General features: G+C 61.1%; 20 protein-coding genes. 12 read left to right on the top strand and 8 right to left on the bottom strand.

Annotation, left to right across the window (positions count from 1 at the left end; genetic code table 11):
* Positions 1 to 157 precede the first annotated feature (157 nt).
* A complete protein-coding gene (locus tag ACMYUN_RS10485; RefSeq protein WP_415763643.1) occupies positions 158 to 904 on the top strand; it encodes a FadR/GntR family transcriptional regulator in 747 nt (248 codons plus the stop codon).
* A gap of 15 nt (positions 905 to 919) precedes the next feature.
* Here ACMYUN_RS10485 and ACMYUN_RS10480 read toward each other — a convergent pair whose 3' ends face one another.
* Both ACMYUN_RS10480 and ACMYUN_RS10475 read right to left on the bottom strand, forming a co-directional pair.
* A complete protein-coding gene (locus tag ACMYUN_RS10480; RefSeq protein WP_415763642.1) occupies positions 920 to 1,270 on the bottom strand; it encodes a hypothetical protein in 351 nt (116 codons plus the stop codon).
* 147 nt (positions 1,271 to 1,417) lie between these two features.
* Positions 1,418 to 1,798, bottom strand: coding sequence for a hypothetical protein (locus ACMYUN_RS10475; RefSeq protein ID WP_415763641.1), 381 nt, complete (start codon positions 1,796 to 1,798; stop codon positions 1,418 to 1,420).
* Positions 1,799 to 2,096: 298 nt separating this feature from the next.
* On the opposite strand from ACMYUN_RS10475, the gene kdgD reads away from it, so the two are divergent.
* The 5 genes from kdgD (at position 2,097) to ACMYUN_RS10450 (ending at position 8,757) form a co-directional block, all read left to right on the top strand.
* Positions 2,097 to 3,008 (top strand): 5-dehydro-4-deoxyglucarate dehydratase, encoded by a 912-nt coding sequence (gene kdgD / locus ACMYUN_RS10470; RefSeq protein ID WP_039759443.1) that lies wholly within the window; start codon positions 2,097 to 2,099, stop codon positions 3,006 to 3,008.
* Positions 3,009 to 3,079: 71 nt separating this feature from the next.
* The gene (locus tag ACMYUN_RS10465; RefSeq protein WP_129999941.1) at positions 3,080 to 4,525 is read left to right on the top strand and encodes an aldehyde dehydrogenase family protein; all 1,446 of its coding nucleotides are present in this window, start codon (positions 3,080 to 3,082) and stop codon (positions 4,523 to 4,525) included.
* A 153-nt stretch (positions 4,526 to 4,678) separates the two neighbouring features.
* Entirely contained in the window at positions 4,679 to 6,043 is a 1,365-nt protein-coding gene (locus tag ACMYUN_RS10460; protein WP_039759710.1) for an MFS transporter, read from the top strand.
* An 11-nt stretch (positions 6,044 to 6,054) separates the two neighbouring features.
* On the top strand, positions 6,055 to 7,608 hold the full coding sequence (garD, locus tag ACMYUN_RS10455) for a galactarate dehydratase (RefSeq protein WP_415763640.1): 1,554 nt from the start codon (positions 6,055 to 6,057) through the stop codon (positions 7,606 to 7,608).
* A gap of 207 nt (positions 7,609 to 7,815) precedes the next feature.
* A complete protein-coding gene (locus tag ACMYUN_RS10450) occupies positions 7,816 to 8,757 on the top strand; it encodes an AEC family transporter (RefSeq protein WP_039759433.1) in 942 nt (313 codons plus the stop codon).
* A 100-nt stretch (positions 8,758 to 8,857) separates the two neighbouring features.
* Here the strand turns inward: ACMYUN_RS10450 and ACMYUN_RS10445 are convergent, their stop codons facing one another.
* The 6 genes from ACMYUN_RS10445 to gatC all read right to left on the bottom strand — a co-directional run bounded on the left by ACMYUN_RS10445 (position 8,858) and on the right by gatC (position 14,144).
* On the bottom strand, positions 8,858 to 9,238 hold the full coding sequence (locus tag ACMYUN_RS10445; RefSeq protein ID WP_039759431.1) for a carboxymuconolactone decarboxylase family protein: 381 nt from the start codon (positions 9,236 to 9,238) through the stop codon (positions 8,858 to 8,860).
* Complete coding sequence (locus ACMYUN_RS10440; RefSeq protein ID WP_052269099.1) at positions 9,235 to 10,245, bottom strand: calcium/sodium antiporter; 1,011 nt, start codon at positions 10,243 to 10,245, stop codon at positions 9,235 to 9,237. The genes ACMYUN_RS10445 and ACMYUN_RS10440 overlap by 4 nt, the downstream gene beginning before the upstream one ends.
* Before the next feature lie 97 nt (positions 10,246 to 10,342).
* Positions 10,343 to 10,714, bottom strand: coding sequence for a septal ring lytic transglycosylase RlpA family protein (locus ACMYUN_RS10435; RefSeq protein ID WP_016771703.1), 372 nt, complete (start codon positions 10,712 to 10,714; stop codon positions 10,343 to 10,345).
* Positions 10,715 to 10,932: 218 nt separating this feature from the next.
* Positions 10,933 to 12,378, bottom strand: coding sequence for an Asp-tRNA(Asn)/Glu-tRNA(Gln) amidotransferase subunit GatB (gene gatB, locus ACMYUN_RS10430; protein WP_016771702.1), 1,446 nt, complete (start codon positions 12,376 to 12,378; stop codon positions 10,933 to 10,935).
* A gap of 10 nt (positions 12,379 to 12,388) precedes the next feature.
* Positions 12,389 to 13,840 carry an Asp-tRNA(Asn)/Glu-tRNA(Gln) amidotransferase subunit GatA gene (gatA, locus tag ACMYUN_RS10425; RefSeq protein ID WP_415763639.1) on the bottom strand — a complete coding sequence of 484 codons (1,452 nt, stop codon included), beginning with the start codon at positions 13,838 to 13,840 and terminating at the stop codon, positions 12,389 to 12,391.
* Between the two features lie 16 nt (positions 13,841 to 13,856).
* A complete protein-coding gene (gene gatC, locus ACMYUN_RS10420; RefSeq protein WP_024011606.1) occupies positions 13,857 to 14,144 on the bottom strand; it encodes an Asp-tRNA(Asn)/Glu-tRNA(Gln) amidotransferase subunit GatC in 288 nt (95 codons plus the stop codon).
* 211 nt (positions 14,145 to 14,355) lie between these two features.
* Here gatC and mreB point away from each other — a divergent pair, with 211 nt between their 5' ends.
* The 6 genes from mreB (at position 14,356) to ACMYUN_RS10390 (ending at position 23,157) form a co-directional block, all read left to right on the top strand.
* Positions 14,356 to 15,393, top strand: a complete 1,038-nt coding sequence (mreB, locus tag ACMYUN_RS10415; RefSeq protein WP_002555108.1) for a rod shape-determining protein MreB — start codon at positions 14,356 to 14,358, stop codon at positions 15,391 to 15,393.
* A gap of 176 nt (positions 15,394 to 15,569) precedes the next feature.
* Positions 15,570 to 16,637, top strand: coding sequence for a rod shape-determining protein MreC (gene mreC / locus ACMYUN_RS10410; protein WP_415763967.1), 1,068 nt, complete (start codon positions 15,570 to 15,572; stop codon positions 16,635 to 16,637).
* The gene (gene mreD / locus ACMYUN_RS10405) at positions 16,637 to 17,128 is read left to right on the top strand and encodes a rod shape-determining protein MreD (protein ID WP_024011608.1); all 492 of its coding nucleotides are present in this window, start codon (positions 16,637 to 16,639) and stop codon (positions 17,126 to 17,128) included. The genes mreC and mreD overlap by 1 nt, the downstream gene beginning before the upstream one ends.
* A gap of 37 nt (positions 17,129 to 17,165) precedes the next feature.
* Positions 17,166 to 17,762 (top strand): Maf family protein, encoded by a 597-nt coding sequence (locus ACMYUN_RS10400; protein WP_129999936.1) that lies wholly within the window; start codon positions 17,166 to 17,168, stop codon positions 17,760 to 17,762.
* A gap of 58 nt (positions 17,763 to 17,820) precedes the next feature.
* Positions 17,821 to 19,278 (top strand): ribonuclease G, encoded by a 1,458-nt coding sequence (gene rng, locus ACMYUN_RS10395; RefSeq protein ID WP_016771696.1) that lies wholly within the window; start codon positions 17,821 to 17,823, stop codon positions 19,276 to 19,278.
* Positions 19,279 to 19,353: 75 nt separating this feature from the next.
* On the top strand, positions 19,354 to 23,157 hold the full coding sequence (locus tag ACMYUN_RS10390) for a YhdP family protein (protein ID WP_415763638.1): 3,804 nt from the start codon (positions 19,354 to 19,356) through the stop codon (positions 23,155 to 23,157).
* Positions 23,158 to 23,177: the final 20 nt, after the last annotated feature.

Below are 23,177 nucleotides of genomic sequence, written 5' to 3'. Positions count from 1 at the left end.
CGAAGGGGCCATATCGGTCGACGAATCTGTCGTCTGAACCACTGCTTTCGCGAGCAGGCTCGCTCCCACAGTGGGGTAATGTGATCTGCCCGGTGATCGTACAACCCGCTTGAGCTATGATGGCGCCAAGCCGAACTTTCGAGACAAGATACAAATCATGGAAAAGCTGATCGACACCCCGCGCCTCCCCCGCAAGCGCCGTAGCCTCGCCCAGGAATTGGTGACGGTGTTGAGCGAGCAGATCCGTGATGGCCTGCTCAAACGTGGCGACAAATTGCCCACCGAGTCGGCGATCATGGAAGCCCATGGCGTCAGCCGCACCGTGGTCCGCGAGGCGATTTCCCGTCTGCAGGCCGCCGGCCAGGTGGAAACCCGCCACGGCATCGGCACCTTTGTCCTCGACACGCCGAGCCCGAGCGGTTTCCGCATCGACCCGGCCACCGTCGTCACTCTGCGTGACGTGCTGGCAATTCTCGAATTGCGCATCAGCCTCGAAGTCGAATCCGCCGGCCTCGCCGCGCAACGCCGCAGCCCCGAACAACTGGCAACCATGCGCGCCGCCCTCGACGCTCTGAACGAAAGCGCCTCCCATGCCAGCGATGCGGTGTCGTCGGACTTCGCTTTCCACCTGGAAATCGCCCTGTCCACCGGCAACCGCTATTTCACCGACATCATGACCCACCTGGGCACCAGCATCATTCCGCGTACCCGGCTGAACTCGGCGCGCCTGGCCCACGACGATCAACAGCACTACATGGGCCGTCTGAGCCGTGAGCACGAAGAAATCTACGACGCAATTGCCCGACAGGATTCCGATGCAGCGCGTGCGGCGATGAGATTGCACCTGACCAACAGCCGCGAAAGACTGCGCCAGGCCCATGAAGAGGCGCAGGCGCAGGCGTGAAATTGAGCGATAGTCTTAATTGACGACTGTCAAGATAATTTTCTCGGAAGTCTCTTCGGCTCCTCCGACGTTTGCAGCGGTGTAATGAAACGTCGCGCTTGAGGCCGATGCCAGGTTTTCTTCAAAAAAACTCTTGCGGACTTTCAACTCAATGATGCTGGGGACGGTGGTGACAGTGCTCTCCGCAAAGTCCTCGGCATTGCCCATTTTTGTAAAGAGTTTGATCCTGCTTCCGTCGGTAATAGCTGGAGGGAATGCATGGATGTGGACCGTAACAGCATCCCCCTTGATCGCACTTAGCTTCAACTGATTGTTGTTGGCGTCTTTGACGTTTGGGGCAGCGAGCACTTTTGTTTGAGAACTCATATCGATGTTCCTTCTCGAAATTGAAATGGACGGATGATGAGGGGATGTTCTCACCTCACCCGCTGATCTAATCTGAATGTCTGGGGAGGGCGCACCTGTAAGAAATACCAGTCCCGACCAACGGTCAGGCCTCAAACGCGGAAATGCTTACGCCTCGACCCGCAGCCTCAACGCCCGCGAATACGGCTCCATACTCGACTCATCACGAAACTTGTAGCGCAGCTCCACCTCGCGGTTCAGGTACGGTTGAAGCGCCTCTTTCGGCAACTGCACCTCGATGTCGAGCAGCTTTTCCATTTCATCCTCGGCGTCGTCCCAGGCGCCGGTGTCCACCTCATCACCTTCCCATTCGGGTTCTTCTCCATCACTGCCGAGAATCGCGTAAACGCTCCAGTTCGCTGCGAAATCGCTGGAATCCGGCACCTGTACGGTGAGGATATCCGGCATCTGCGAGAGCTGAAGCGTCACGCAATCGTCTTGAGCAGGGGCGGTGTGGGAGAGGGTAGGGGCGGCAAAGTGCATCGACATAACAGCTTCCTTTGAGTGGTCCGCCACGATCCTTCGTGGCAGTCGACGTATTTTAGGAGCGGCTCGTCCCCTCGCAATTAAACGAATCCAGACCAGATATTTCCGCCAGCGAAGGCTTCAAGGACGGGCCTTCCAGCGATTTCAGCAAGCGCAAAAAGCGATTTTGTCCGACAAAAAATCGCTGGCAACGATGAAATGCAGTTGACGGTTATCTTTTAAGTTGTACGATGACCTACAACTTCGGCGAAGGCTGAACGGTCCACTCACAATAAAACGTTGCTACCAGGGTGTTCGAATAATGAATCCACAAGAACTGAAGTCCATCCTCTCTGCCGGCCTGCTGTCTTTCCCGGTGACCGATTTCAACGCGCAGGGCGATTTCAACCGCGCGGGCTACATCAAACGCCTGGAATGGCTGGCTCCGTATGGCGCTTCGGCTCTGTTCGCTGCCGGCGGCACCGGTGAGTTCTTCTCCCTGGCCGCCAGCGAATATTCGGAAATCATCAAGACCGCCGTCGACACCTGCGCAACCAGCGTTCCGATCCTCGCCGGCGTCGGTGGTTCGACCCGCCAGGCCATCGAGTACGCTCAGGAAGCCGAGCGTCTGGGCGCCAAAGGCCTGCTGCTGCTGCCGCACTACCTGACCGAAGCAAGCCAGGACGGTGTTGCCGCGCACGTAGAAGCCGTGTGCAAGTCGGTGAAGATTGGCGTGGTCGTCTACAACCGCAACGTCTGCCGCCTCACCGCGCCGCTGCTGGAGCGTCTGGCCGAGCGCTGCCCGAACCTGATCGGCTACAAGGATGGCCTGGGCGATATCGAGTTGATGGTGTCGATCCGTCGCCGCCTTGGTGATCGCTTCAGCTACCTGGGTGGTTTGCCGACCGCCGAAGTCTACGCCGCTGCCTACAAGGCGTTGGGCGTGCCGGTGTACTCCTCGGCGGTGTTCAACTTCATCCCGAAAACCGCGATGGACTTCTACCACGCGATCGCTCGCGAAGATCACGCCACCGTCGGCAAGATCATCGACGACTTCTTCCTGCCGTACCTGGACATCCGCAACCGCAAGGCCGGTTACGCCGTGAGCATCGTCAAGGCAGGTGCAAAAATCGCCGGCTATGACGCAGGTCCGGTGCGTGCGCCGCTGACCGACCTGACCGGCGAAGAGTACGAAATGCTCGCCGCGCTGATCGACAAGCAAGGCGCGCAATAAACGAGAAAAGCGAGGCCGCTGAGCAATCAGCGGCTTTTTGCGTGAAGGCTTTTAGAGTTGAGGGCTGCCCTGTGACAACTGCAAAACGCTACGACAACTACATCAATGGCGAATGGGTCGCCGGTGCCGATTACTCGGCCAACATCAACCCGTCCGAACTCAGCGACACCATCGGCGACTACGCCAAGGCCGACCTGAGCCAGGTCAACGCCGCCATCGACGCTGCGCGCGCTGCGTTCCCGGCGTACTCCACTTCGGGCATTCAGGCCCGTCACGATTCGCTGGATAAGGTCGGCAGCGAGATCCTCGCCCGTCGCGAAGAGCTCGGCACGCTGTTGGCCCGTGAGGAGGGCAAGACCCTGCCGGAAGCGATCGGTGAAGTGACCCGCGCCGGCAACATTTTCAAGTTCTTCGCCGGTGAGTGCCTGCGTCTGTCCGGTGACTACGTGCCGTCGGTACGCCCGGGCGTCAACGTTGAAGTCACTCGCGAAGCACTGGGCGTGGTCGGTCTGATCACCCCGTGGAACTTCCCGATCGCCATCCCGGCATGGAAAATTGCTCCGGCCCTGGCCTACGGCAACTGCGTAGTGCTCAAGCCTGCCGATCTGGTGCCGGGCTGCGCCTGGGCGCTGGCGGAAATCATCTCCCGCGCAGGTTTCCCGGCCGGTGTGTTCAACCTGGTGATGGGCAGCGGTCGCGTGGTTGGCGAGGCGTTGGTCAACAGCCCGAAAGTCGACGGCATCAGCTTCACCGGTTCGGTGGGCGTTGGTCGTCAGATCGCCGTGAACTGCGTTTCGCGCCAGGCCAAAGTGCAACTGGAAATGGGCGGCAAGAACCCGCAAATCATTCTCGACGACGCCGACCTCAAGCAAGCGGTCGAGCTGTCGGTGCAGAGCGCGTTCTACTCCACCGGCCAGCGTTGCACAGCGTCGAGCCGCTTGATCGTGACTGCCGGGATCCACGACAAATTCGTCGAAGCCATGGCCGAGCGCATGAAGTCGATCAAGGTCGGCCACGCGCTGAAGGCCGGCACCGACATCGGTCCGGTGGTCTCCCAGGCGCAGCTTGAGCAGGACATGAAGTACATCGACATCGGCCAGTCCGAAGGTGCGCGTCTGGTCAGCGGCGGTGGTGTGGTGACATGCGACACCGAGGGCTACTTCCTCGCGCCGACCCTGTTCGCCGACAGTGAAGCGTCAATGCGTATCAGCCGCGAAGAGATCTTCGGCCCAGTGGCCAACATCGTTCGCGTGGCCGATTACGAAACCGCGCTGGCGATGGCCAACGACACCGAATTCGGCTTGTCGGCCGGCATCGCGACCACTTCGCTGAAGTACGCCAACCACTTCAAGCGCCACTCCCAGGCCGGGATGGTGATGGTCAACCTGCCGACCGCCGGTGTGGATTACCACGTCCCGTTCGGTGGCCGTAAAGGCTCGTCCTACGGCTCGCGTGAGCAGGGCCGCTATGCACAAGAGTTCTACACGGTCGTGAAGACTGCCTACATCGGTTCCTGATACACGCAATACCTGTGGGAGCTGGCTTGCCAGCGATTCGGGCAACGCGGTGCTTCAGGCACGCCGCGCTGATGCCATCGCTGGCAAGCCAGCTCCCACAAAGACCAAAGAATGTTTTACCCGCATAAAAATAATCAGTGGGAGTACATCTGCATGCAATCCTCCAAGCCGACTCACGTCCGCTATTTGATCCTGCTCATGCTGTTTCTGGTGACCACGATCAATTACGCCGACCGTGCCACGATCGCCATTGCCGGCTCCAGCCTGCAAAAGGACCTTGGCATTGACGCCGTTACCCTCGGCTACATCTTCTCCGCATTCGGTTGGGCCTACGTCGCCGGGCAAATTCCCGGTGGCTGGCTGCTCGATCGCTTCGGCTCGAAAAAAGTCTACGCCCTGAGCATTTTCACCTGGTCGCTGTTCACCGTGCTGCAAGGCTTCGTCGGTGAATTCGGCATGTCCACGGCAGTGGTTGCGCTGTTCATGCTGCGTTTCCTCGTGGGCCTGGCCGAAGCGCCATCGTTCCCCGGCAACGCGCGCATCGTGGCGGCGTGGTTCCCGACCGCTGAACGCGGCACCGCTTCGGCGATCTTCAACTCGGCGCAATACTTTGCCACCGTGTTGTTCGCGCCGCTGATGGGCTGGATCGTCTACAGCTTCGGCTGGGAGCACGTGTTCATCGTCATGGGGATTCTGGGCATCATCTTCTCGCTGGTGTGGCTGAAGGTTATCCACAGCCCGCGCCAACACCCGATGGCCAACGAAGCTGAAGTCAACTTCATCGCTGACAACGGCGGCATGGTCGACATGGACCAGAACAAAGGCAAAAAAGCCGATGGGCCGAAGTGGGACTACATCCGTCAGTTGCTGACCAACCGCATGATGCTTGGCGTGTATCTGGGCCAGTACTGCATCAACGGCATCACCTACTTCTTCCTGACCTGGTTCCCGGTGTACCTGGTGCAAGAGCGTGGCATGACCATTCTCAAGGCCGGTTTCATCGCTTCGTTGCCGGCGATCTGCGGCTTTATCGGCGGTGTGCTCGGCGGGGTGATTTCCGATTACCTGCTGCGCAAGGGCCACTCGCTGACTTTCGCCCGCAAGGCGCCGATCATCGCTGGTCTGCTGGTGTCTAGCAGCATCGTTGCGTGCAACTATGTTGACGTGGAATGGATGGTCGTGGGCTTCATGGCGCTGGCATTCTTTGGCAAAGGCGTGGGTGCACTGGGCTGGGCGGTGGTTTCCGACACTTCGCCGAAACAGATCGCCGGTCTGAGCGGTGGCCTGTTCAACACCTTCGGCAACATCGCTTCGATCACCACGCCGATCGTGATTGGCTACATCATCAGCTCCACCGGTTCGTTCAAATGGGCGCTGGTGTTTGTCGGTGCCAACGCACTGGTGGCGGTGTTCAGCTACCTGGTGATCGTCGGCCCGATCAAGCGTGTGGTCTTGAAAGAGCCGCCAGCCAAGGGCGGCAATGAAGCCACCGGCAATTTGTCTCAAGCGCATTCCTGAGGAGCGGCGTCATGCAGTTGATTGAACATTCCGACTCGCCGCGCTACATCCGCCTGCACGAGCGGGACAACGTTGTAGTGGTGGTCAACGATCAGGGCGTACCGGCCGGTACCGAGTTCGCCGACGGCCTGGTCACCCTGGATTTCGTACCGCAGAGCCACAAGGTCACCCTGGAGGATATTCCCGAAGGCGGCCCGGTGATTCGTTACGGGCAGATCATCGGCTACGCCTTGCAGCCGATCCGTCGCGGCAGTTGGGTCAAGGAAGATCAACTGCGCATGCCGACCGCGCCACCGCTGGACAGCTTGCCGCTGTCCACCGATGTGCCGGATGCGCAGGCACCGCTGGAAGGCTTCACGTTCGAGGGTTATCGCAACGCCGACGGCACTGTCGGCACGCGCAACATTCTCGGCATCACTACGACCGTGCAGTGCGTCACCGGCGTGCTCGATCACGCGGTCAAGCGCATCAAGGAAGAGCTGCTGCCGAAGTACCCGCACGTCGATGACGTGGTGGCACTGACCCACAGTTATGGCTGCGGTGTGGCGATCACCGCGACCGACGCCTATATCCCGATTCGTACCGTGCGCAATCTGGCGCGCAACCCGAACCTGGGCGGCGAGGCGCTGGTGATCGGTCTGGGCTGCGAGAAATTGCAGGCCGGGCAAGTGATGCACGAGGACGATGCCTCGGTGGATCTCAGCGATCCGTGGCTGTACCGCTTGCAGGATTCCAGTCACGGCTTCACCGAAATGATCGAGCAGATCATGGAACTGGCCGAAGTGCGCCTGAAGAAGCTCGACCAGCGCCGCCGCGAAACCGTGCCGGCCTCCGAGCTGATTCTCGGTATGCAGTGCGGCGGCAGCGACGCGTTCTCCGGCATCACCGCCAACCCGGCGCTGGGTTATGCCTCAGACTTGCTGTTGCGTGCGGGGGCGACGGTGATGTTTTCCGAAGTCACCGAAGTGCGCGATGCGATCTACCTGCTGACGTCGCGGGCGCAAACGCAAACCGTCGCCGAAGAGCTGGTACGGGAGATGGACTGGTACGATCGTTACCTGGCCAAGGGCGAAGCCGATCGCAGCGCCAACACCACGCCCGGCAACAAGAAGGGCGGGTTGTCGAACATTGTCGAGAAGTCCCTGGGCTCGATCGTCAAGTCCGGCAGCAGCGCGATCAACGGCGTGCTCGGACCAGGCGAGCGTTTCAAGCAGAAGGGGCTGATTTTCTGCGCGACGCCAGCCAGCGATTTTGTCTGCGGTACGTTGCAACTGGCGGCGGGGATGAACCTGCACGTGTTCACTACCGGTCGGGGCACGCCATACGGGCTGGCCATGGCGCCGGTGGTCAAGGTATCGACGCGGACCGAACTGGCGCAGCGCTGGCCGGACCTGATCGACATCGACGCCGGCCGCATTGCTACCGGGCGCGCGACCATCGAAGAGCTCGGCTGGGAGTTGTTCCACTATTACCTGGACGTTGCCAGTGGCAAGCAACAGACCTGGGCGGAGAAGCACAAGCTGCATAACGACATCACCTTGTTCAACCCGGCGCCGATTACCTGAGACCGCGTCATCGTTCTTCGCGAGCAGGCTCGCTCCCACAGGGAAATGCATTGCAAATGTGGGAGTTAGCCTGCTCGCGAAAGCGATCTGCCAGACGCCGAAGGACTTGCGGTGCCTGTGATCGTTCCCACGCAGAGCGTGGGAACGATCAGGGCGAAAGTGGCTTATCATTAGCCCCCTATCGACGCTCACCCAAGGCTCCCCGGCATGCTGGCAATCTTTCTTGAAACCCTGAACATCACCGCGCCGGTGTTTGCCATGCTGTTTCTCGGTGTGCTGCTCAAGCGCATCGACTGGATCAACGACAACTTCATCCACACCGCCTCATCGCTGGTGTTCAACGTCACGATGCCGGCATTGCTGTTTCTCGGCATCCTCCACGCTGACCTGCACGCCGCGCTGCAACCTTCGCTACTGATCTACTTTTCCCTCGCCACCCTGGTGAGTTTCGCCGTGGCCTGGGGCTGGGCAATTTTCAAGTGTCCGCGTGAAGATCGCGGCATCTACACCCAGGGCGCGTTTCGCGGCAACAACGGCGTGATCGGCCTGGCGCTCGCTGCAAGCATGTACGGCGATTACGGCATTTCGCTCGGGGCGATTCTGGCGGCGCTGGTGATCCTGTTCTACAACACGCTGTCGACCATTGTGCTGGCCGTATACAGCCCGGTGATCAAGTCCGATCCGTGGAGCATCTGCAAAAGCGTGTTCAGCAACCCGCTGATCATCAGCGTGATTGCGGCGGCCCCGTTCGCCTATTTCAAGATCGGTTTGCCGGGTTGGCTGGAAACCTCCGGCCAGTATCTGGCGCAGACCACTTTGCCGTTGGCACTGATTTGTATCGGTGGCACGCTGTCACTGGCGGCGTTGCGCAAGAGCGGCAAGATGGCGCTCAGTTCCAGCCTGGTGAAAATGGTCGGTCTGCCGTTACTGGCAACCGTGGGCGCGTGGTTGTGGGGCTTTCGCGGGGCGGAGTTGGGGATTCTCTTTCTCTACTTTGGCAGCCCGACGGCGGCGGCAAGTTTCGTCATGGCCCGGGCGGCACAGGGCAATCATGAGCTGGCGGCGGCGATCATTGTGCTGACCACGTTGATGGCGGCGATTACCACCAACGTCGGGATCTTTGTGTTGCAGTGGGGTGGGTGGATCTGATCAAGGATTTGCGGTGTCTGGCAGGGCCTCTTCGCGAGCAGGCTCGCTCCCACAGGGAAACGCATTGCAAATGTGGGAGCGAGCCTGCTCGCGAAGGCGGTCACTGCGGTTTCTGGTAGCTGTCGATCACTTCCTGCGCCGCGCGAAACGCATCGATCGCCGCCGGCACGCCGGCATACACCGCGCAATGCAGCAGGGCTTCGCGAATCTCCTCCACCGTGCAGCCATTGTTCAACGCGCCGCGTACGTGGCCCTTCAACTCTTGCGGACACTTCAACGCGGTCAGCGCGGCGAGGGTAATCAGGCTGCGGGTTTTCAGCGACAGACCTTCGCGGTTCCACACCCCGCCCCAGGCGTGTTCATTGACGAAATCCTGCAACGGCTGGGTGAACTCGGTGGCGTTGCCCAAGGCGCGATCAACGAAGGCATCGCCCATGACCTGACGACGGATTTCAACCCCGGACTGCTTCGACTCGTTCATGGCACATCTCTTTTGTGGTGTTGGCGACGCCAGGCGCGGATCGACGTGAACAACAGAAACGTCAGCAGCGCCGGCAGGACATAAAACAGCATCAAGCGCTCGAGTCTGCCGGCCAGCGGCATGCCGGTGGTGAACGACACCACATGCAGCCCGTAGACCAGATACAAACCAAGCAGCAGCAAGCCTTCGGCCCGGGTCACGCGGTAGCCGGAATAGAACACCGGCAGGCACAGCGCCGCGACGCCGAGCATCACCGGCAAGTCGAAATCCAGCGCATTCGGGGAAACGGAAAGCGGCGTCGGTGCGAGTAGGGCGGTCAGCCCGAGCACCCCGAGCAGGTTGAACAGGTTGGCGCCGATCACGTTGCCCACGGCAATGTCGCGCTGTCCGCGCAACGCAGCGATCAGCGAAGTCGCCAGTTCGGGTAGCGAAGTGCCGACCGCGACCACGGTCAGACCGATGACCCGTTCCGACAGGCCCAAGTCGGTGGCCACGACCACGGCGGCGCCAAGCAGCAGACGCCCGGCGAACACCAGCATGGCCAGGCCAGCGAGAATCATCAGCCCACTGATCAGCCAGGATTGCTGCGTCTCGGTGGGTGGTTCTGTATGCGGTCGCGTCGAGTGTCGCGACTGGCGAAACAGCAAGCCGAGGTACAACGCCAAAGCGCCGAGCAGCAGCACGCCGTCGAAACGCCCGATGTCCTTGTTCCAGGCGAGGATGAATACCAACAGGCTGGCGCCGATCATCAGCGGGATGTCCAGGCGCACCAGTTGCCGCGACACGCGCAGCGGGATGATCAGTGCCGACAGGCCAAGGGTTACAAGGATGTTGAAGATGCCGCTGCCGACCACGCTGCCGACGGCGATGTCGGGGTTGTCGGACAGCGCCGCTTGCAGGCTCACCGCCATTTGCGGGGCGCTGCTCCCGAGAGCGACGATGGTCAGGCCAATGATCAGCGGGCGCACATGCAGACGCTCGGCCAGACGCACGGCGGCGCGCACCATCAGCTCGGCGCCGATGAGCAAAAGACACAGGCCACTGAGCAATTCGATGACGTTGATCAGCGGCAGATCAGCTAGTCCGAAAATGGTCGGCGCTCCATCAGTCGAGGGCCTGCACGCGTACCCGGGCGGTGCCGCTGCGCAGCATGCCGATTTCGTCGGCGGCCTCGCGTGACAGATCGATCAATCGGCCACGGGTGTGCGGGCCCCGGTCGTTGATGCGGACCACGACCGATTCGTCGTTTTTCAGGTTGGTGACCTTCACCCGCGTGCCGAATGGCAACTGGCGGTGGGCGGCGGTCAGGGAATGCTGGTTGAACGCTTCGCCGCTGGCAGTGCGTTTACCGTGATGTTTGGCTCCGTAATAGGAGGCGACGCCGGTCTGGTCGTAACCGTGCGGGTCGATGGTGTCGGTACTGGCGCAACCGGCCAGCAGAGAGAGCAGGGCGCTGCTCAAAAACAGGCGCTTCATTCAAAGGTATCCCGGATCAAATGTAGGATTGACCTGTGGTGAGGGGATTTATCCCCGTTGGACTGCGCAGCAGTCCCAAAACTGAAAACTCGATTTATCTGGTGCAAATCAAGCTCAGCAATTGGGGCCGCTTCGCGGCCCAACGGGGATAAATCCCCTCGCCACAGGTCCCTTCCACAGGGGATGGAGCCAGGCTTTGGATCTGGCTCCATTGGTGGTCAGCCTTCGAGCTTGCTTTTCAGCAGTTCGTTCACCTGCTGCGGGTTGGCTTTGCCTTTGGAGGCTTTCATGGCCTGGCCGACGAAGAAACCGAACATCTTGCCGCGTTTGGCTTCGTCTGCCGCGCGGTACTGTTCGACCTGTTCGGCGTTGGCCGCGAGCATTTCATCGAGCACGGCCGAGATCGCGCCGGTGTCGGTGACTTGCTTGAGGCCGCGCTTTTCGATGATCTCGTCAGCACTGCCTTCGCCGTTGGCCATCGCTTCGAACACCACCTTGGCGATCTTGCCGGAGATGGTGTTGTCCTTGATGCGCTGTAGCATGCCGCCCAGTTGCTCGGCGGACACCGGCGAATCCTCGATGTCCAGGCCCTGCTTGTTGAGCAGGCTGCCCAACTCGACCATCACCCAGTTCGCCGCCAGTTTCGCGTCGCCACCGATGGCCGCGACTTTCTCGAAGTAGTCCGCCTGCTCACGGCTGGTGGCCAGCACGTTGGCGTCGTAGGCCGACAGACCGAACTGGCTCTGGAAGCGTTCGCGTTTTTGCGGTGGCAGTTCCGGCAGAGTCGCGCGCACTTCACCGAGAAACGACTCTTCGATGACCACCGGCAGCAGGTCCGGATCGGGGAAGTAACGGTAGTCGTTGGCTTCCTCTTTCGAACGCATCGGACGGGTTTCGTCCTTGTTCGGGTCGTACAGGCGGGTCTGCTGGATGACCTTGCCGCCGTCTTCGATCAGCTCGATCTGACGCTGGATTTCCGAGTTGATCGCCTTCTCGATGAAGCGGAACGAGTTGACGTTCTTGATCTCGCAGCGGGTACCGAACTCGACCTGGCCTTTCGGCCGTACCGAGACGTTGCAGTCGCAACGCAGCGAGCCTTCGGCCATGTTGCCGTCGCAAATGCCCAGGTAGCGCACCAGCGCGTGGATCGCCTTGACGTAAGCCACGGCTTCCTTGGCGCTGCGCATGTCCGGCTCGGAAACGATTTCCAGCAGCGGCGTGCCGGCACGGTTCAGGTCGATGCCGGTGGCACCGTTGAATTCTTCGTGCAGGCTCTTGCCGGCATCTTCTTCCAGGTGCGCGCGGGTAATGCCGACGCGTTTGACCGTGCCGTCTTCCAGGGCGATGTCCAGGTGGCCTTTGCCAACGATCGGCAATTCCATCTGGCTGATCTGATAGCCCTTCGGCAGGTCCGGGTAGAAGTAGTTCTTGCGGGCGAACACGTTGTGCTGGCCGATCTCGGCGTCAATCGCCAGACCGAACATCACCGCCATGCGCACCGCTTCCTGGTTGAGCACCGGCAGCACACCGGGCATGCCCAGGTCGATCAGACTGGCCTGAGTGTTCGGCTCGGAACCGAACGTGGTGGAACTACCGGAAAAGATTTTCGACCGGGTGGTGAGCTGAGTGTGAATCTCCAGCCCGATCACGACTTCCCATTGCATGTGTGTCTCCTCAGAAGCCGGTTGGGGTGCGGGTGTGCCAGTCGGTATTGAGCTGGTACTGGTGCGCCACATTGAGCAGGCGACCTTCCTGGAAATACGGCGCGAGCAACTGCACGCCCACCGGCAGACCGTCGACAAAACCGGCCGGCATCGACAGGCCCGGCAGGCCGGCGAGGTTGGCGGTGATGGTGTAGACGTCTTCCAGATAGGCAGCGACCGGGTCGCTGTTCTTCGCGCCGAGTTTCCACGCCGGGTTCGGCGTGGTCGGGCCGAGGATGATGTCGACTTCATTGAAGGCAGCCATGAAGTCGTTCTTCACCAGACGACGGATCTTTTGCGCTTTCAGGTAGTAAGCGTCGTAGTAACCGGCGGACAGCGCGTAGGCACCGACCATGATCCGGCGCTGTACTTCGGCGCCGAAGCCTTCGCCACGGGAGCGCTTGTACAGGTCGATGAGGTTTTCCGGGTTCTCGCAGCGATGGCCGAAACGCACGCCGTCGAAACGCGACAGGTTGGAAGACGCTTCTGCCGGGGCGATCACGTAGTAGGCCGGAATGGCGTGCTGCATGTTCGGCAGGCTGATTTCCTTGATCACCGCACCGAGCTTCTGCAACTGCTGGATGCTGTTCTGGATCAGCTCGGCAATGCGCGGGTCGAGACCGGCGCTGAAGTATTCCTTCGGCACGCCGATGCGCAGGCCTTGCAGCGACTCGCCGAGGCTGGCGGAGTAATCCGGGACTGGCTCATCGATGCTGGTGGAGTCATTCGGGTCGAGGCCGGCCATGCCTTGCAGGAGGATCGCGCAGTCTTCGGCCGTGCGCGCCAACGGGCCGCCCTGATCGAGGCTGGACGCGTAGGCAATCATGCCCCAGCGCGAAACGCGACCGTAGGTCGGCTTCAGGCCGGTGAGGTTGGTGAACGCCGCCGGCTGACGGATCGAACCGCCGGTGTCAGTGGCCGTGGCCGCTGGCAAAAGACGAGCGGCAACCGCCGCCGCCGAGCCACCGGACGAACCGCCTGGCACGTGTTCCAGGTTCCACGGGTTTTTCACGGCGCCGTACCAGCTCGACTCGTTGGCCGAACCCATGGCGAATTCGTCCATGTTGGTCTTGCCCAGAGTCACCGCGCCGGCAGCGGCCAGTTTCGCGACTACGGTGGCGTCGTAGGGAGCCTTGAAATTGTCGAGCATCTTCGAGCCGCAGCTGGTGCGGATGCCCTGGGTGCAGAACAGATCCTTGTGGGCGATCGGCGCGCCGAGCAGGGCGCCGCTCTCACCATTGGCCCGGCGCGCATCGGCGGCTTTCGCCTGCTCGATGGCCAGATCCTCGGTGAGGCTGATGAAACTGTTGAGCTGCGGATCGAGCTGGGTAATACGCGCCAGCAGGACTTTGGTCAGCTCTTCGGAGGAAAACTTTTTATCGGCGAGACCGCGGGCGATCTCGGCCAGAGTCATTTGATGCATTGCAGGCTCTTTCCCTTTAGTCGATGACTTTCGGAACCAGATACAGGCCGTTTTCGACCGCTGGTGCGATGGACTGGTAGGCCTCGCGGTTATTCGTCTCGGTTACCACGTCGGCGCGCAGGCGCTGACTGGCTTCCAAAGGGTGGGCCAGCGGCTCGATACCGTCGGTATCAACGGCCTGCATTTCGTCGACCAGCCCGAGAATGCTGTTGAGGGCGGAAGTAATGTGCGGAAGATCGGCATCGTTGAGGCCAAGGCAGGCCAGATGCGCGATTTTTTCCACGTCGGAGCGTTCTAGCGCCATCGGGATTCTCCAGTGGAAAACAGAACGGACGGCGTCCGTGTGTTAGATTGTCGGAACACTACCGCACTTCTACGGTCATAAGGCCGCGATTGTGGGGCTTGGTGCACAGAAAAGCGGCCAATTTAACATATTGGCGCCTTGCCCAAAATCCCTGTCGTTGTTAGAGTTTGCCGCACTTTTTTACCCACGCGTTGCCTAGGGTCCCTTTCCCATGTTCAAGAAACTGCGTGGCATGTTTTCCAGCGATCTTTCCATTGACCTGGGCACTGCCAACACCCTTATTTACGTGCGCGAGCGCGGTATCGTCCTGAATGAGCCATCGGTTGTGGCCATTCGGACACACGGTAACCAGAAAAGTGTCGTCGCTGTCGGCACCGAGGCCAAGCGCATGCTTGGCCGTACGCCGGGCAACATTGCTGCCATTCGTCCGATGAAGGACGGCGTGATCGCCGACTTCAGCGTCTGCGAAAAGATGCTGCAGTACTTTATCAACAAGGTTCACGAAAACAGTTTCCTGCAGCCCAGCCCACGAGTGCTGATCTGCGTTCCATGCAAGTCCACCCAGGTTGAGCGTCGTGCCATCCGTGAATCGGCCCTTGGCGCCGGTGCCCGTGAAGTGTTCCTGATCGAAGAGCCGATGGCTGCTGCGATCGGTGCCGGTCTGCCGGTTGAAGAAGCGCGCGGTTCGATGGTCGTGGACATCGGTGGTGGTACCACCGAAATCGCCCTGATCTCCCTGAACGGTGTGGTTTACGCCGAATCCGTACGTGTCGGCGGCGACCGTTTCGACGAAGCGATCATCACTTATGTGCGCCGCAACTACGGCAGCCTGATCGGTGAATCCACCGCTGAGCGCATCAAGCAGGAAATCGGTACCGCCTACCCGGGCGGCGAAGTACGCGAAGTCGATGTTCGCGGTCGCAACCTGGCCGAAGGCGTTCCACGCGCATTCACCCTGAACTCCAACGAAGTGCTCGAGGCTCTGCAAGAGTCGCTGGCAACCATCGTTCAGGCGGTGAAAAGCGCGCTGGAGCAATCGCCGCCGGAACTGGCCTCCGACATCGCCGAGCGTGGCCTGGTGCTGACCGGTGGTGGCGCGCTGCTGCGTGACCTCGACAAGTTGCTGGCCCAGGAAACCGGTCTGCCGGTGATCGTTGCCGAAGACCCGCTGACTTGCGTTGCTCGCGGCGGTGGCCGTGCGCTGGAAATGATGGATAAGCACACCATGGATCTGCTTTCGAGCGAATAAGCTTCGAATGCAATACGTGGGTGAACGCACAGGCAGCACTTTGCAGTGCTGCCTGTTGGCGTTTATCTTCTGTCAGTCTTCATCCAGGCCGGTTTGATGCCGTATGAATAAACAGAACATTTGCCTGGGAGGAGCGGCTTATTAAACCGCTTTTCACCAAAGGCCCTTCGTTGGGCGTGCGCCTGTTGGTGCTGGCCGTGCTCGCGGTCGCACTGATGGTGGTCGATGCACGTTTCGACCTGCTCAAACCCGCGCGCAAGCAAGCGTCGCTGGTGCTCATGGATGCCTACTGGATTACGGACCTGCCCGGCCGCTTGTGGGAAGGGGTCGCCAGTCAGTTCGGCAGCCGCACCGAGCTCGTCGCCGAAAACGAAAAACTCAAGACCGAAAACCTGCTGTTGCAGGGACGCATGCAAAAGCTCGCGGCCCTGACCGAGCAGAACGTTCGGCTGCGCGAGTTGCTCAACTCCTCCGCACTGGTCAATGAAAAGGTCGAAGTGGCCGAGCTGATCGGCATGGACCCCAACCCCTTCACCCATCGCATCATCATCAACAAAGGTGAGCGCGACGGCGTGGTGCTCGGCCAACCGGTGCTCGATGCCCGCGGGTTGATGGGCCAGGTGGTTGAATTGATGCCGTACACCTCGCGTGTCCTGCTGCTGACCGACACTACCCACAGCATTCCCGTACAGGTGAACCGTAACGGTCTGCGCGCGATTGCCAGTGGCACCGGCAACCCGGAGCGCCTGGAATTGCGTCATGTCGCCGACACGGCGGACATCAAGGAAGGCGATCTGCTGGTCAGCTCCGGCCTCGGCCAGCGATTCCCGGCCGGTTATCCGGTGGCGACGGTAAAAGAGGTCATCCACGATTCCGGCCAACCGTTCGCTATCGTCCGCGCCGTGCCCACAGCCGCCCTGAACCGCAGTCGCTACCTGCTGCTGGTGTTCAGCGACAGCCGCACTGCCGAGGAACGCGCCAATGACGCGGCCCAAGCCCAAGAACAGCTCGATGCCCACGGCGGTGGCCCGATGTTGCCGGCCAGCGTGCCGAAACCGTTGATCATGCCTGCCACGCCATCGACCGCTACCGCAGCGCCGGCCACTGAAGCCGCATCGCCTGCCGCCACGCCAGCCAAGCCCGCCGCGAGCAAGCCGCCCGCTGCCGCTCCGGCCGCTGCCAAACCACCGGCCACCAGCAAACCACCGGCGAAACCGCCAGCGACTACCGGGGGACGAGAATAATGGTCGGCGCGAAAAAATCCGGAAACGGCTGGATGATCTGGCTGACGTTCTTCGTTGGCATCCTGCTCAGCGTTTCACCGTTGCCGATCTTCATGGAAATCCTTCGCCCGCTGTGGCTGGCCTTGCTCGTGACGTTTTGGGCGCTGTACATGCCGCACACGGTTGGCATGGTGACGGCGTTCTGTCTGGGACTGGCCGAAGATGTCCTGCAGGGCGACCTGCTCGGGCAGAACGCGCTGATCCTGACCCTGATTACCTTCCTTGTATTGTCGTTGCAGCAGCGCCTGCGCATGTTCCCGATGTGGCAGCAGTGCCTGGTGATCCTGGTGATCTTCGGCCTCGCACAATTGGCGCAACTGTGGCTCAGCGCTCTGACCGGCAACCGTCAGCCAACCCTGGCGCTGGTCTTGCCGGCGCTGGTCAGTGCCTTGCTCTGGCCGTGGGTCAGCTTCGCCCTGCGCGGGATGTGCCGACGCTACAGAATCTATTGAGCCGGTGAAGCAGGGCACTGAACAGGGAGATGTTTTGATGAAACTGCTTTACCTCGCCTCCGGCTCACCGCGTCGCCGTGAATTGCTCACGCAGATCGGCGTGCGCTTTTCCGCCATCAGTGCAGACATCGACGAAACCCCGCTTCCTGAAGAATCCCCTTCGGCCTATGTCGAGCGCCTCGCGCGTGGCAAGGCTGAGGCCGGGCGCCGCTCGGTCGTCTCTGGCCAGCCGTTCTGCGTGCTTGGCGCCGACACCGCTGTGGTGCTCGACGGCAAAATACTTGGCAAACCGGTGGACGAAGCCGACGCATGCGCCATGCTGATGATGTTGTCCGGCAACGAACACGAAGTGCTGACCGCCATCGCCGTGCTTGAAGGTGAGCGCTGCGAGTCGCGGGTGGTGCGCAGCCGCGTGCGTTTCCGCACCATCAGTCGCGAAGAGGCCGGCGCCTACTGGGCCAGTGGCGAACCGCGCGACAAGGCCGGCGGCTATGGCATTCAGGGCCTGGGCGCGGTGTTTGTCGCCGGGCTCGAAGGCAGCTATTCGGCGGTGGTCGGCCTGCCGCTGTGCGAAACCTGCGAGGCGTTGGGCCATTTCGGCATACCCTGTTGGCAAAACCTGAACACGCCCTGAGCGTCGTACGAATCCAGATGCGGCCACTATCGTGAACATGCCTGAACGAGATCCTGCCATGAGTGAAGAGATTCTGATCAACATCACGCCGATGGAGTCGCGCGTGGCGGTGGTCGAAAACGGTGTGCTGCAAGAAGTCCACGTTGAGCGCACGCAGAAACGCGGGATCGTCGGCAACATCTATAAAGGCAAGATCGTGCGCGTCCTGCCGGGCATGCAGGCAGCATTTGTCGACATTGGCCTCGATCGCGCGGCTTTCATTCATGCCGCCGAAATTTCCCTGCGTGAAGGCCCGGCCGTGGAAAGCATCAGTTCGCTGGTGCACGAGGGCCAGAGCCTGGTGGTACAAGTCACCAAGGATCCGATCGGCTCCAAAGGCGCACGTCTGACCACGCAACTGTCGATCCCTTCGCGTTATCTGGTGTACATGCCGCGCACCGCCCACGTCGGCATTTCCCTGAAGATCGAAGACGAAGCCGAGCGCGAGCGCCTCAAGCAGGTGGTCAGCGATTGCGTGGCCAAAGAAGGTATCAAGGAGGCCGGCGGCTTCATTCTGCGCACGGCCGCTGAAGGCGCGGGCGCTGATGAAATCCTCATGGACATCCGCTACCTGCGGCGTCTCTGGGACCAGATCAACGAGCAGATCAAGACCATCGCTGCGCCCAGCGTGATCTATGAAGACCTAGGCCTGGCCCTGCGTACTCTGCGTGACCTGGTCAATCCGAAGATCGAGAAAATTCGCATTGACTCGCGGGAAACCTTCCAGAAAACCACGCAATTCGTCGCCGAACTGATGCCGGAAATCGCCGATCGTCTGGAACACTATCCGGGTGAGCGACCGATCTTCGACCTCTACGGTGTCGAAGACGAAATCCAGCGTGCGCTGGAGCGCAAGGTGCCGCTCAAGTCCGGCGGTTATCTGGTGATCGATCCGGCGGAAGCCATGACCACCATCGACGTCAACACCGGGGCGTTCGTCGGCCATCGCAATCTCGAAGAAACCATTTTCAAGACCAATCTCGAAGCGGCCACGGCGATTGCCCGGCAAATGCGCCTGCGCAACCTCGGCGGGATCATCATCATCGACTTCATCGACATGGAAGATGAGGAGCATCAGCGGCAGGTCCTGCGCACTCTGGAGAAACAGCTGGAGCGCGATCACGCCAAGACCAACATCATCGGCATCACCGAGTTGGGCCTGGTGCAGATGACCCGCAAGCGCACCCGTGAAAGTCTTGAACAGGTGCTGTGCGAGCCGTGCAGCAGTTGTCAGGGACGCGGCAAACTGAAGACTGCCGAAACCATCTGTTACGAGATCTTCCGCGAGATCCTGCGCGAGGCCCGGGCCTATCAGGCCGAGGGTTATCGGGTACTGGCCAACCAGAAAGTGGTGGATCGCCTGCTTGACGAAGAATCCGGTAACGTCGCCGAGCTTGAAGGCTTTATCGGCCGCACCATACGCTTCCAGGTGGAAACCATGTATTCCCAGGAACAATATGACGTGGTGCTGCTCTGAAGCCCTGCATCACCCTTCATTCAACGCGGCTGGCCTCAGCTTTTCGCAGTATTTTTGCCATGGGAGCCAACTGACATGGAACGTCTGACACGCATATTGGCCGCACTCACCCGTTGGGGGCTGGGCCTGTGCGCGTTGGTTCTGGTGTTGATGGCGCTGTACGTCAGCCTCGGCCGCGAGCTGACGCCGCTGGTAGCGGAATACCGCGCCGACATCGAAGACAAGGCCAGCGCCGCCCTCGGCATGCCCTTGCAGATCGGTGAGCTGGAAGGCAACTGGAGCGGTTTCGCACCGATTCTGCTGGCCCACGACGTGATGGTCGGCGACGGCGCCAATGCGCTGCGCCTCGATCGTGTGCGGGTGGTACCGGACCTCTGGGCCAGTGTGCTCGCCCGCGAGGTGCGCCTCGCACATATCGAACTCAATGGTTTGAAGATCAGCCTCAAGGAAGCCGAAGACGGCACCTGGGCGCTGGAAGGTCTGCCGGTGCAGAAGGATCAGCCGTTCGATGCGGCACAACTGTTCCAGCGCTCGCAGATGATCAAGCAACTGTCGGTGCTCGATAGTCAGGTGACCCTGCAACCGCTCGACCACCCGCCCATGACGCTCACCTATGTCGGCCTCAATCTGCGTACCGGCGCGAGCCGCCAGCGTCTCGACGCGCGTCTGACGCTGCCCGATGGCCAGCCAGTGGCGCTGAGCCTGAAGACCCAATTGCGTCCTGATCAATGGCAGAACAGCGCCATCGAGGGTTATGCCAGCCTGCCGCAAAGCGACTGGTCGAAATGGCTCCCCGAACGCCTGACCCAGCAATGGAATTTTTCCGAGATCAAGGCCGGCGGCGAACTCTGGGTCGATTGGGCCGAAGGCGCATTGCAGAGCGCTGCGTTGCGCCTGAATGCACCGCAAGTGACTGGTGCCTACGCCGAGCGCAAGCCGATCCAGATCAATAATCTGGCGCTCAACGCCTATTACCGCAACACCGCCGAGGGGGTGAAGGTCACTCTTGATTCGCTGGCGATGAGTTTTGGCGAAACCCGCTGGGAATCCCGCGTGCAGGTACAGCAGACCCGGGCCAGCGCCAAGGCGGAAGAGCTCTGGCACTTGCAGGCCGATCGCCTCGATCTGACCCCGATCACGCCGCTGATCAATGCGCTGGGGCCGCTGCCGCAGAGTTTCGCCACGGTGGTCGAGCGTTTGAAGGTCACCGGCGGACTGCGCAATGTCCTGCTGGACTTCCGTCCGACCGCCGCCGACGGCAACAAATTCGGCTTTGCCGCCAACCTCGACAACGTCGGTTTCGATGCCTATCACGGCGCTCCGGCGGCGCGAAATGTCAGCGGCAGCCTTAGCGGCAATCTCGACGGCGGCGAATTGCGCCTCGACAGCAAGGATTTCGTCCTGCACCTCGATCCGATTTTCGCCAAGCCATGGCAATACCTGCAGGCCAATGCGCGGCTGACGTGGAAGCTCGACAAGGATGGCTTCACCCTGATTGCGCCGTACCTGAAGGTGCTGGGCGAGGAGGGCAAGATTGCCGGTGACTTCCTCATCCGCCTGCACTTCGACCATAGCCAGGAAGACTACATGGACCTGCGCGTTGGTCTGGTCGATGGCGACGGCCGCTATACCGCGAAATATCTGCCGGCGGTGTTGAGCCCGGCGCTTGATGAGTGGCTGCGCACAGCGATCCTCAAAGGCGCGGTGGATCAGGGTTTCTTCCAGTATCAGGGCTCGCTGAGCAAGAATGCCGGCGAGGCTGATCGCAGTATCAGCCTGTTCTTCAAGGTACATGATGCCGAATTGGCCTTTCAGCCGGGCTGGCCGCACGTGAGCAAGGTCAGCGGCGATGTGTTCATCGAAGACAGCGGCGTGCGCATCTGGGCCAGCAAAGGCCAGTTGCTCGATACCCAAGTCAGCGATGTCTTCGTCAATATTCCTCACGTACCGGCCGGGCAGAACAGCCATCTGTTGCTCGATGGCGCGTTTGCCGGTGGCCTGGGCGATGGCTTGAAGATTCTTCAGGACGCGCCGATCGGCACTGGCGAAACCTTCGCCGGTTGGGAAGGCGCTGGTGATCTGAACGGCAAGCTCAAACTGGATATTCCGTTGGCCAAGGGCGAACAGCCGAAAATCCTCGTTGATTTCAAGACCGCCAATGCGCGGCTGAAACTGGCTGAGCCGAAACTGGAACTGAGCCAGCTCAAGGGCGATTTCCGCTTCGACAGTAACAAAGGCCTGAGCGGCCAGAACATCTCTGCACGGGCCTTCGACAAACCGGTCACTGCGCAGATCTTCGCCGATGGCAGCGCCAACCAGATCAAGACCCGGGTGGCGGCGTCGGGGCAGGTCGAAGTGAAAAAGCTCACCGACTGGCTGGGCGTGACCCAGCCGTTGCCGGTGTCCGGGACGATTCCGTATCAGTTGCAGCTGAATCTTTCCGGGGCAGACAGCCAGTTGCTGGTCAGCTCCAGCCTCAAAGGCGTGGCAGTGGATCTGCCGGCGCCCTTCGGCATGGCCGCCGATGTCGGGCGGGACACGGTGTTCCGCATGACCTTGCAAGGGCAGGAGCGGCGGTACTGGGTCAATTACGATCAACTGGCCAATTTCACTTTTGCTGCGCCGCCGAGCAATTTCGCCGATGGCCGTGGCGAACTGTTCCTCGGCGCTGGCGAAGCGGTGTTGCCGGGCGCCAAGGGTCTGCGCATTCGTGGGGTGCTGTCAGAGCTGGACGTTGCGCCGTGGCAGGAACTGGCGAATAAATACGCCGGGCAGGATCCGGGCGGCAGCGCCAAACAGTTGCTCAGCAGCGCTGACATCAAGGTCGGCAAATTGACCGCGCTCGGCACCACACTGGATCAGGCCTCGGTGCAGATCAATCGCAAGCCCGGCGCATGGAATCTCGCCCTCGACAGCCAGCAGGCCAAGGGCACGGCCAGCCTGCCGGACGTCAAGGGCATGCCGATCGCGGTGAATCTGCAATACGTGAAACTGCCGGCGCCGGACCCGGCGGTGCAGGCCGACGAGAATGCGCCCGATCCATTGGCGTCGGTCGATCCGACGAAAATCCCGGCGCTGGATATCACCCTCAATCAGTTGTTCCTCGGCCCCGATCTGGTCGGTGGCTGGTCGCTGAAAGTGCGGCCGACTGCCAAAGGCATTGCCCTGAACAACCTCGACATGGGCCTCAAGGGCATCCTCCTGCAAGGCAACGGCGGCTGGGAAGGCACCCCGGGTGCGACCAGCAGTTGGTACAAGGGGCGTATTGGCGGCAAGAATCTGGCTGACGTGCTCAAAGGCTGGGGCTTTGCGCCGAGCGTCACCAGTGAAGAATTCCACATGGATGTCGATGGACGTTGGCCAGGCTCGCCGGCGTGGCTGGCGACCAAGCGCTTCTCCGGCACCCTTGACGCCTCGCTGAACAAGGGCCAGTTCGTTGAAGTGGAGGGCGGCGCGCAGGCGCTGCGGGTGTTCGGCCTGCTCAACTTCAACTCAATCGGCCGGCGCCTGCGTCTGGACTTCTCCGACCTGTTCGGCAAGGGCTTGAGCTACGATCGGGTCAAAGGCTTGCTGGTGGCGAACAATGGCGTCTACGTCACCCGAGAGCCGATTCGCCTGACCGGGCCTTCAAGCAATCTGGAATTGGACGGCACGCTGGATCTGGTCGACGACAAGGTCGATGCGAAATTGCTGGTGACACTGCCGGTGACCAACAACCTGCCGATCGCCGCGCTGCTCGTCGGCGCACCGGCGGTCGGCGGCGCGCTGTTCCTCATCGACAAGCTGATCGGTGACCGCGTCGCGCGCTTCGCCAGCGTCAAGTACACCGTCAAAGGGCCATGGAAAGAGCCGAAAATCACCTTCGACAAGCCTTTTTGAGCGGCCCGGCGTTGAAGCGA

Origin of the sequence: Pseudomonas sp. CP4, assembly GCF_047758505.1 — a bacterium.
Taxonomy (GTDB): Bacteria; Pseudomonadota; Gammaproteobacteria; order Pseudomonadales; family Pseudomonadaceae; genus Aquipseudomonas; species Aquipseudomonas fluorescens_AO.
This window is presented reverse-complemented; position numbering and strand designations above follow the sequence as displayed.